The organism is Luteibacter sp. P4_D7_3, assembly GCF_056401735.1.
Window position 1 is genome coordinate 57,113 of record NZ_JBFUIT010000002.1, and the last position, 8,506, is coordinate 65,618.

General features: G+C 64.7%; 6 protein-coding genes. 4 read left to right on the forward strand and 2 right to left on the reverse strand.

Features of this window, described 5'->3' with window-relative positions; all coding sequences use genetic code 11:
- The first annotated feature begins 29 nt into the window (after positions 1-29).
- Positions 30-1,451, forward strand: coding sequence for a nicotinate phosphoribosyltransferase (locus tag AC1DSN_RS00620; protein WP_477294861.1), 1,422 nt, complete (start codon positions 30-32; stop codon positions 1,449-1,451).
- Positions 1,452-1,510: 59 nt separating this feature from the next.
- Here the strand turns inward: AC1DSN_RS00620 and AC1DSN_RS00625 are convergent, their stop codons facing one another.
- Entirely contained in the window at positions 1,511-3,466 is a 1,956-nt protein-coding gene (locus AC1DSN_RS00625) for an LTA synthase family protein (RefSeq protein WP_477294859.1), read from the reverse strand.
- 243 nt (positions 3,467-3,709) lie between these two features.
- Here AC1DSN_RS00625 and mprF point away from each other — a divergent pair, with 243 nt between their 5' ends.
- The 3 genes from mprF to AC1DSN_RS00640 all read left to right on the forward strand — a co-directional run bounded on the left by mprF (position 3,710) and on the right by AC1DSN_RS00640 (position 7,887).
- Positions 3,710-6,289, forward strand: coding sequence for a bifunctional lysylphosphatidylglycerol flippase/synthetase MprF (gene mprF / locus AC1DSN_RS00630; protein ID WP_477329232.1), 2,580 nt, complete (start codon positions 3,710-3,712; stop codon positions 6,287-6,289).
- The gene (locus AC1DSN_RS00635) at positions 6,286-7,080 is read left to right on the forward strand and encodes a virulence factor family protein (RefSeq protein WP_477295101.1); all 795 of its coding nucleotides are present in this window, start codon (positions 6,286-6,288) and stop codon (positions 7,078-7,080) included. Before mprF ends, AC1DSN_RS00635 begins: the two co-directional genes overlap by 4 nt.
- Positions 7,081-7,725: 645 nt before the next feature.
- Entirely contained in the window at positions 7,726-7,887 is a 162-nt protein-coding gene (locus tag AC1DSN_RS00640) for a hypothetical protein (RefSeq protein WP_213949947.1), read from the forward strand.
- Here the strand turns inward: AC1DSN_RS00640 and AC1DSN_RS00645 are convergent.
- Positions 7,884-8,506 (reverse strand): transporter (locus AC1DSN_RS00645; RefSeq protein WP_477329234.1); only part of this gene is annotated, 623 nt, incomplete at its 5' end. The two genes, AC1DSN_RS00640 and AC1DSN_RS00645, sit on opposite strands and share 4 nt — an antisense overlap.

Consider the following 8,506-nt stretch of genomic DNA (forward strand, 5'->3'; position numbering starts at 1 on the left):
GTATGCTGTGGGTCATGACGACCCACGGCATGTCCTACCTCGACAACCCCATCCTCGACACCGACAGCTACAAAGCCAGCCACTGGCTGCAGTACCCGCCGGGAACCGACGCCACCTTCTTCTACGTGGAATCGCGTGGCGGCACGTACGAAAGCACGGTGTTCTTCGGCCTCCAGGCCGTCCTGAAATCACGCCTCGGCCGCGCCGTCACGCATGCGGACGTGGATGCGGCGCGTGACTTCTTCGCCGCCCACGGCGAGCCCTTCAATGAAACCGGTTGGCGACGCATCGTGGATGTCCACGGCGGCAGGTTGCCCGTGCGCATCCGCGCCGTAGCCGAAGGCTCCGTCGTACCCACGCACCAGGCGCTAGTCACCATCGAGTCGACCGACCCCGAGGCTTTCTGGCTACCGTCGTACCTCGAAACCCTGCTGTTGCGCCTCTGGTACCCGGTAACCGTGGCGACGATCAGCTGGCAGGCACGCCGGACCCTGCTGCAGTACCTGGAAAAGACCTCGGACGATCCTGCCGGACAGATTCCTTTCAAGCTGCACGACTTCGGCGCACGTGGCGTCTCCAGCGCGGAGTCCGCCGGCCTCGGCGGCATGGCGCACCTGGTCAACTTCATGGGCACCGACACCGTGTCCGGGGTGCTCGCCGCACGGGCGTTCTATGGCGAGCCGATGGCCGGCTATTCGATTCCGGCCGCCGAGCACAGCACGATCACCAGCTGGGGCCGCGAGCATGAAGTCGATGCGTACCGGAACATGCTCAAGCACTTTGCCAGGCCCGGCGGCCTCGTTGCCGTGGTGTCCGACAGCTACGACATTTTCCACGCCATTGCCGAACACTGGGGCAAGACGCTGCGCGACGAGGTCATCGCTTCCGGCGCCACCGTCATCGTCCGTCCCGACTCCGGCGACCCGGTCGACGTCGTGCACCGCTGCGTGACCCTGCTCGACGAGGCCTTCGGCAGCACGGTGAACGGCAAGGGCTTTCGTGTACTGAACCACGTGCGGGTGATCCAGGGCGACGGCGTCAATCCGGAAAGCATCCGGGCCATCCTCGAACGCATCACCGGCGCCGGCTACGCCGCTGACAACCTCGCCTTCGGCATGGGCGGCGCACTGTTGCAGAAGCTCACCCGCGATACGCAGAAGTTCGCGCTCAAATGCTCGGCGGTGCGCATCGAAGGCGAGTGGCGCGACGTCTGGAAGGATCCCGTCACCGACCAGGGCAAGACATCCAAGCGCGGCCGCATGACCCTCGTGCGCCATCGCGAGTACGGCAGCTACCGTACCGTGGCGTTACCGGACGATGCGGTGTCGCTCGCACCGGAGGATCTTGAGCCCGGCTGGGAAGAAGCGATGGTTACGGTTTGGGAGAACGGCGAGCTGCTGCGGGACTGGACGTTCGCGGAAGTGCGCGAACGCGCTGCCGCGGGGCGCTAGATAGCGGGATCGGTCATCGCAAGCACCCATTCGCCGATGAATCGGCTCCTACAGGACGTTTAGGGGGGCGTTGTCGCAGCGCTGCCCTTCTTCGTCATCAGCCCATGCGTAAACAGATACGCGGCCGTCTGGTAATACGTGATCGCATCCTTCGCATCCACGGGGTCGGCCTTCGCCACGGTCGCATCGCCCGAGACCAGATCAGGCGTCATCTCCTTCACCGGCTCACGCGGAATGAGTGAGGTGAGGCGACCGTCGCGCATGTAACCGAGCTCCTGGTAGGTGCTCATGAAGGTGCGCTCGCGGCCCGGCTCGAGCTTGAACAGGTCGTAGCCGTAGAAGTGCGAGGTGTAGCTGAAGTTCAGCAAGCCCAGCACGGTCGGCGGGATGTCGATCTGGCTCATCAGGCGATCCACGCGACCCGGCGCGATGTGCTTGGGCGAATAGATGAAAAGCGGGATGTGGTACTTGTCCACCGGCAGGCTGGTCTTGCCGGCGCTGCTGGCGCAATGGTCGGCGGTGATGACGAAGACGGTATCGTCGAACCATGGCTTGGTCGACGCGCGCTTGAGGAAGTCGGCCAGGGCCCAGTCGGTGTAACGCACCGCCGAATTCCGCGCACCCTGCTTCGCATTCACGCGACCTTCGGGGAAGGTGTACGGACGATGGTTCGAGGTGGTCATGACATGGCCGAAATACGGCTTGCCCTTGGCGTACGACTCGTCCATCCGCTTCATGACAAGGGTGAACAGGTCTTCGTCGGCCACGCCCCAGACGTTCTCGGCGTGGATGTCCTTGTTGTCGATGACGTTACGGTCCACCGCCGTGTAGCCGTTGCTGGCGAAGAAGTGGTTCATGTTGTCGAAGTAGCCATAACCGCCGTAGACGAACTCGGAGGTGTAGCCCTTCGCATTGAACACGTCGGCCAGCGAATTCAGGTTCTCGTTACCCGGACGCTTGACGATGGACTCGCCGGGCGTCGGCGGCACCGACAGCGACAGCGCTTCGAGGCCGCGCACCGTGCGCGTGCCGTTGGCATAAAGCTGGGTGAAGAACAGGCTCTTCGCGGCCAGGGCGTCGAGGTTCGGCGTGAGCCCCATGTGCTTGCTGACGTTGAGGCCTTCGACGTAATCGCCGGACAGGCTCTCCACGCTGATCAGCACCACGTTGAGCTTCTTCTCGGTGCCGTCGGCGACGATGGTGCGAGTGATGTCTTTCGGGTCGCTGCTGGTGAACGTGGCGTTGGGCGTCTTCACCAGCTCGCGCAGGTTGCTGAAGGCCTGGTCGTCGGGAATCGTCGGGTAGTACTTCGCGTAGTCCAGCTCGTTGTTCCGGAACGCCGCGAAGAACTGATAGATGCCGTTGCCGGCCAGCTCGTTGACGTAGTTGTTGGTCGAACGGTCCTTCATGGAGCCGTCGACGGCGAAGCTCACCGCCACGGTCAGTACCAGCCAGACCCCGACCACGGCCGAGCGGCCGGCGAAGCGCGAGCCCTCGTCGCGCGCCTTCAGGGTGCGCCGGCTGAAGAAGATCACCAGCACCGTCGCCAGCAGCAGGAGCAACGACCAGGTGACGATCGGGTACGACTCCTGGATGTTTCCGACCACTTCGTGCGTATAGACGAGATAGTCCACCGCGATGAAATTGAAGCGGGCACTGAACTCGCCCCAGAAGACCAGCTCGGCGGCGCCCAGGTACAGCACGGCGAAGGTCAGCACGAAGCAGAAGCCAACGAAGATCCGGTGACCCCAGCGCGACAGGTAAGCCCGGCGGGGCAGCAGCCAGAGCACCAGCAGCATGGGCCAGGCGAAGTAGAGGAAGGTGACCAGGTCGTAGCCCAGGCCCACGCCGAACAGGTAGAGCCACTTGCCCGGCTCGGCAGGAATATCGTGTCCGGTCTTGATCAGCAGGATCAGGCGGACCAGGAAGGCCACACCGACGAAAAGGACGCCGAACCAGAGGAGGGGCCGGAAACGCTGGCGCAGGACGCCTTGTGCCGAAGGATCTGAACGCATGGTGCCTCGCGTAAGGTCGCCAGCCGGAAAGCGGGCAGAGTGTGCCAAGAGGGTAATTAAGGCAGCTTACGTAAGGCTTTCCCAGCCCCCACCGCAAGCTTCCGAAGCCGCCCGGGCCCCATAATGAACGCCGTGCACGTGGCGACCTGCCGCCTGAACGCGCTCTGTGGCACCCTACACGACCTTACGATAACCAATGGAGCCGCGGACGCAGTGGAGCACGAGACGAGGGCGGAGCTGCCAATGAATGACACGCCCCTGACGAAGCCCGCGCTGTACGCGACTTTGCTACGTCGAGCGGGCGGCCCGTTGCTGTCCCTCCTGCTCCTGTGCCTGGCGCTGTGGGCGTTGCACGCCATGGCCACGGAGGTCACGTACCGGCAGATCGGCGCCTACGTGCACAGCCTGCCGAATGCCGATATCGCCCTGGCCATCGTGCTCACGGGCGCCGGCTTCGCCGTGATGACGCTCTACGACTGGTTCGGACTGGCCAGCATCGGGCGGCGCCTGCCGGCGAAGCGCGTCGGTTTCATCTCCTTTATCAGTTACGCCTTCTCCAATGCGCTGGGCATGTCCCTGCTGGTGTCCGGTTCGATCCGCTATCGCTTCTATGTGCAGGCTGGACTGAGCACGGGCKAAGTAGCCCGCGTCGTCCTCTACACCACCTTGAGTTTCTGGCTCGGCCTCGCCGCCCTGACCGGCGTGACGCTGTTGATCGTGCCGATTCCGCCGGAAGTGCCGCTTTCGGGCCTGCGTATTCCGCTGGCGATCCTGCTTACCCTGGTTCCACTCGCCTGGTTCGCCGCCGCCGCGCTGGTGCGTCGACCCCTTCGCATCGGGCGCTGGGCCTTCCATACGCCGACCCCGCAGGTCGCGGCCCGGCAGATCCTCATTGGCGCGCTCGATTGGGGCCTGGCTTCGGGCGTGCTCTACGTCCTCATGCCGCAGGAAATCGTGGGCGGATTCGGCCACTTCCTGGCGATTTTCGTGCTGGCGCAAATGGCCGGACTGATCAGCCACGTGCCGGGTGGCCTGGGCGTCTTCGAGGCGGTCATGCTGGCTGGTTTCGGTGCGACCGGAAATCATGGCCTGGAGGCCCCGATCCTCGGTTCACTGACGGCCTTCCGTCTCGTCTACTACCTCCTGCCGCTTGGCGTGGCCACCCTCATGGTCATCTGGCGCGAAATCCGCGGCCTGCGCCACACGGCGTTGATCACGCCGTGGTTCAGTAGCCTGCTGCCGCCGTTCTTCGCCGGCCTGACGCTGCTTGCCGGCGCCGTGCTGCTCTTCTCGGGCGCCACCCTGGCGATACCAGGGCGCATGGAAATCCTGCGTGGCTTCGTGCCGCTGCCCCTGGTCGAGGTCTCGCATTTCCTCTCCAGCGTCGTCGGCATGCTCCTGCTGATCCTCGCCCGCGGCCTGCAGCGCCGTCTCGACGCCGCCTATGTGTTGACCCTCGTGCTGCTGATCGTCGGCGCCGTCCTGTCGCTGCTCAAGGGCATCGACTACGAGGAAGCGACCCTGCTATCGCTGCTGGCACTCGCCCTTGCCCCGGCACATCGCCACTTCTACCGGCGTGCCTCGCTGTTTCGCGCCAGCTTCTCGGTGGGCTGGATGGCGGCCATCGCCGCCGTGCTCGGTTGCGCCACGTGGCTGGTGTTCTTCAGCTTCAAGCATGTCGAATACAGCAACAACCTCTGGTGGGAATTCAGCTTTCACCACGGTGGCGCCCCGCGCGCGCKGCGCGCGCTGGTGGGCGCCACGGCAGTGGTCATGCTGTTCGCCCTGGCCAACCTCATCCGTCCCGCACGCACCCGCCGTGCGCTGCCGGGCGACGCCGACCTGGCGCGCGCCATGCCGCTGCTGAAACATTTCTCCTCGGCCCAGGCCCACCTCGCCCTGGTCGGCGACAAGATGCTGATGTTCGCGCCGGACGACCGCGCCTTCATCATGTACGACATCGAAGGCCGCAGTTGGGTGGCCATGGGTGACCCGGTCGGTGAGAACGAAGATGCGCGCCGTGAACTGGTCTGGCGCTTCCGCGAGGAATGCGAACGCGCTGGCGGCTGGCCGCTGTTCTACCAGGTCCGTCCGGAGGACCTCGACCTCTACCTCGAGGTCGGCATGAGCCTGCTCAAGATCGGCGAGGAGGCGCGCGTGCGCCTGGAAACCTTCAACCTCGACGGTAAGTCGAAGAAGACCCTGCGCGGCACCGTCAACAAGCTCGCCCGTGACGGTCTGCGCATGGAAATCGTTCCCGTCGAAGGCGTTCCCGCGCTGCTGCCGCGCCTGAAGCTGATTTCGGACGCCTGGATGCGCGACAAGAAAGTGCGTGAGAAGCGTTTCTCGCTCGGCCTGTTCGACGAGCGCTATCTCGCGCGTACGCCCATGGCGGTGGTATGGCAGGGCGATGAGCCTGTCGCCTTCGCCAATGTTTTCGTGACGGCGACGAAGGAAGAAGCCTCCGTCGACCTGATGCGCCACCTGCCCGACGGACCCTCCGGCATCATGGATTTCCTGTTCATCGAACTGATGGTCTGGGCGAAGGCCGAAGGCTATCGTTGGTTCAACCTCGGCATGGCTCCGCTATCGGGTCTGCAGAACCGTCGCACCGCGCCGCTGTGGAGCCGTTTCGGCGCCATGGTGTTCGGCCGCGGCGAACGCTTCTACAACTTCCGCGGGCTGCATCGCTACAAGGACAAGTTCGATCCCGAATGGGAGCCGCGCTACATCGCCGTCGGCGGAGGCATCGGCCTGCCGCTGGCACTGGCGAACGTCGCCAGCCTGATTTCCGGTGGCCTGGGCGGCGTGGTGCGTCGATGAAGAAGGTCCTGCGTTACATCCTGATCGTCCTCGTTGCGGCGGTCGTGCTCGGCCTGCTCGCCTGGCATCCGTGGACACACGCTTCGATGGAAGTGTCGACCGTCGAACTGCCGGCACTGAAGGCCGCGCCGGCCGGCGAGGAAGACCTGCTCGTCGTCATCTACTCCGGTGATGGCGGCTGGTGGGATCTCGACCAACGCCTGGGCGCGGTGTTCACGCAACGCGGCATCCCCGTCGCCGGCGTGAGCACCTTCAAGTACTTCTGGCGCTACCGCTCGCCCGATGAATCGGCCCACGACCTCGATCGCCTGCTGGACCGCTACACCGCCCAGTGGAACAAGAAGCGCGTGCTCCTGATCGGCTATTCCTTCGGTGCCGACGTGCTGCCGACCATCGTCGGCAAGCTGCGCCCGGATAACCGCGCGAAGCTCAGCCAGCTCGTCCTGCTGTCCGCCAGCCGTGACGTGAACTTCGAGATCGAGCTCGAGGGCTACATGCAGCAGGGCTGGTGGACGACGCACACGCACAACCTCCTGCAGTGGCTCAATCCCGTGGTCCATACCGACGCCGTCCCGCCGATTTTGGCGCTCGGCGGCAAGCCGCCGATGGCCTGCTATTACGGAACCGAAGATGCGAGCGACAGTGGCTGCACCGATCCGAAGCTGCCTTCGTTCGTCACGGTGTACAAGAAAGCCGGCTCGCACCATTTCGACGAGAACTACGAGCAGCTCGCCACGGAGTTGATCGAACGGATGCCCGCTGCCGCGGCATCCGTCTCCACGTCGCCTTAACGGTTATCGGGCCTTCGGGCCCGTGAAGACCTGTCACGAAACGTTCACCGCCGCGCCACCGGAATTTTCTCTTTTCCGGATCACGCTGCTGACTCGGGCGGGACGAAGGCAGGAGACGATCGATGCAACGAGAACCGGGAAAACGAGACTACGGGTCCTCCGATTGCGCGCGGCTACGCAGCCTCGCAAGCCGTGGCACGCCCATGACCCAGGCCGTACCGAAACCGGCGCCGCCGACACCGGCGCGCGATGCGCACGATCGCCGCGTCCGACCGCGACCTGAGCGCCACGCCAGCGCCTGACATAACACGCAGGCAGCATCGACGTCAGAAATGAGCGGACGTTTTTAAGAATCCTCCTATATCCGTCGTCGGCGCACCTACGCACTATAGATCCCGTGTCCCGCCTGGCCAGAAGCCAGTCGGGACGACCGAATCGCCGATGACCGATCCGATGGCAGGATGCCGTCAGTCCCTGGTAACAGGATCGATCCCCCCTTCATCGGCGATAACGCCGCGCCGGCTTTGTCGGGCCGCGTTTTGGTGTGGCTCATGCCACCGGACCAAGGGACGTCCGTCATGGCCCTCCGCGTGAGCGCGAGGGCCATGTTTTTATCTCGGGTGGGTTTCTCGGTAGCATCGAGCCATGGGATGCCTGCCTCTACCACTGTTCATGCTGATGGGCTTCGGGATCGGTTACGCGATCGACTCGCGCACGGGCGCCGTCTGGGGTGGTGGCATCGGGCTGGTCATCGGCCTTGTGCTTACGGCGCTGCTGGTGCGCGCCATGCGTAGAAGCAATCGCTAGCTCTTCTTGCCGAAGAAGATCGAGACGCCGAGGCCGGCGACTACTGAAGGGCCGTGCGTGCCGATGCGGTGCAGGGCGTAGGCGTCGAGCTGGGCATGGTCACCGATGCTGTATGCCACGCCTCCGCCTGCCTGCAACTCGTTGCCGTCCTCGGCATCGTGGATCGCATCCGTTTCCACGTAAGCCATCCAGTTCTCGCCAAGCTTGCGCCCGAAGGTCGGTGCCAGGGTCCAGGTGTTGCGGCCCTGCAGGCGATCGACGTTGGCGAACAAGGTGCCTTGCCAGGTGTCGTTCGGCTTCCACTGGCCGGTGGCGCCGAGGGTATACTCCTTCGCGCCGTTGCTGAAATCCTGATCGCCGTTGGCGAACGTGACCTGACCCAGGGCAGCCCAGCTGAACGTGCCCGTCTCACCGGAACCCCCTGGCGCGATCTTGAGGCCGACGCTGGTGTCGCCGTGGCCAACGGCATGACGGCGGGAGCCACCGCCGCTTTCTTCCAGCCGGTTCCACGCCGAGCCGCCCACCTGTAGTTCCGCCGGGCCGCCCAGCCCGATGCGGACCAGGCTATCGGCGGTGTAGGTCTTGTCGAGCAGCCCGTCCTGACGCTGGCGCTCATAGG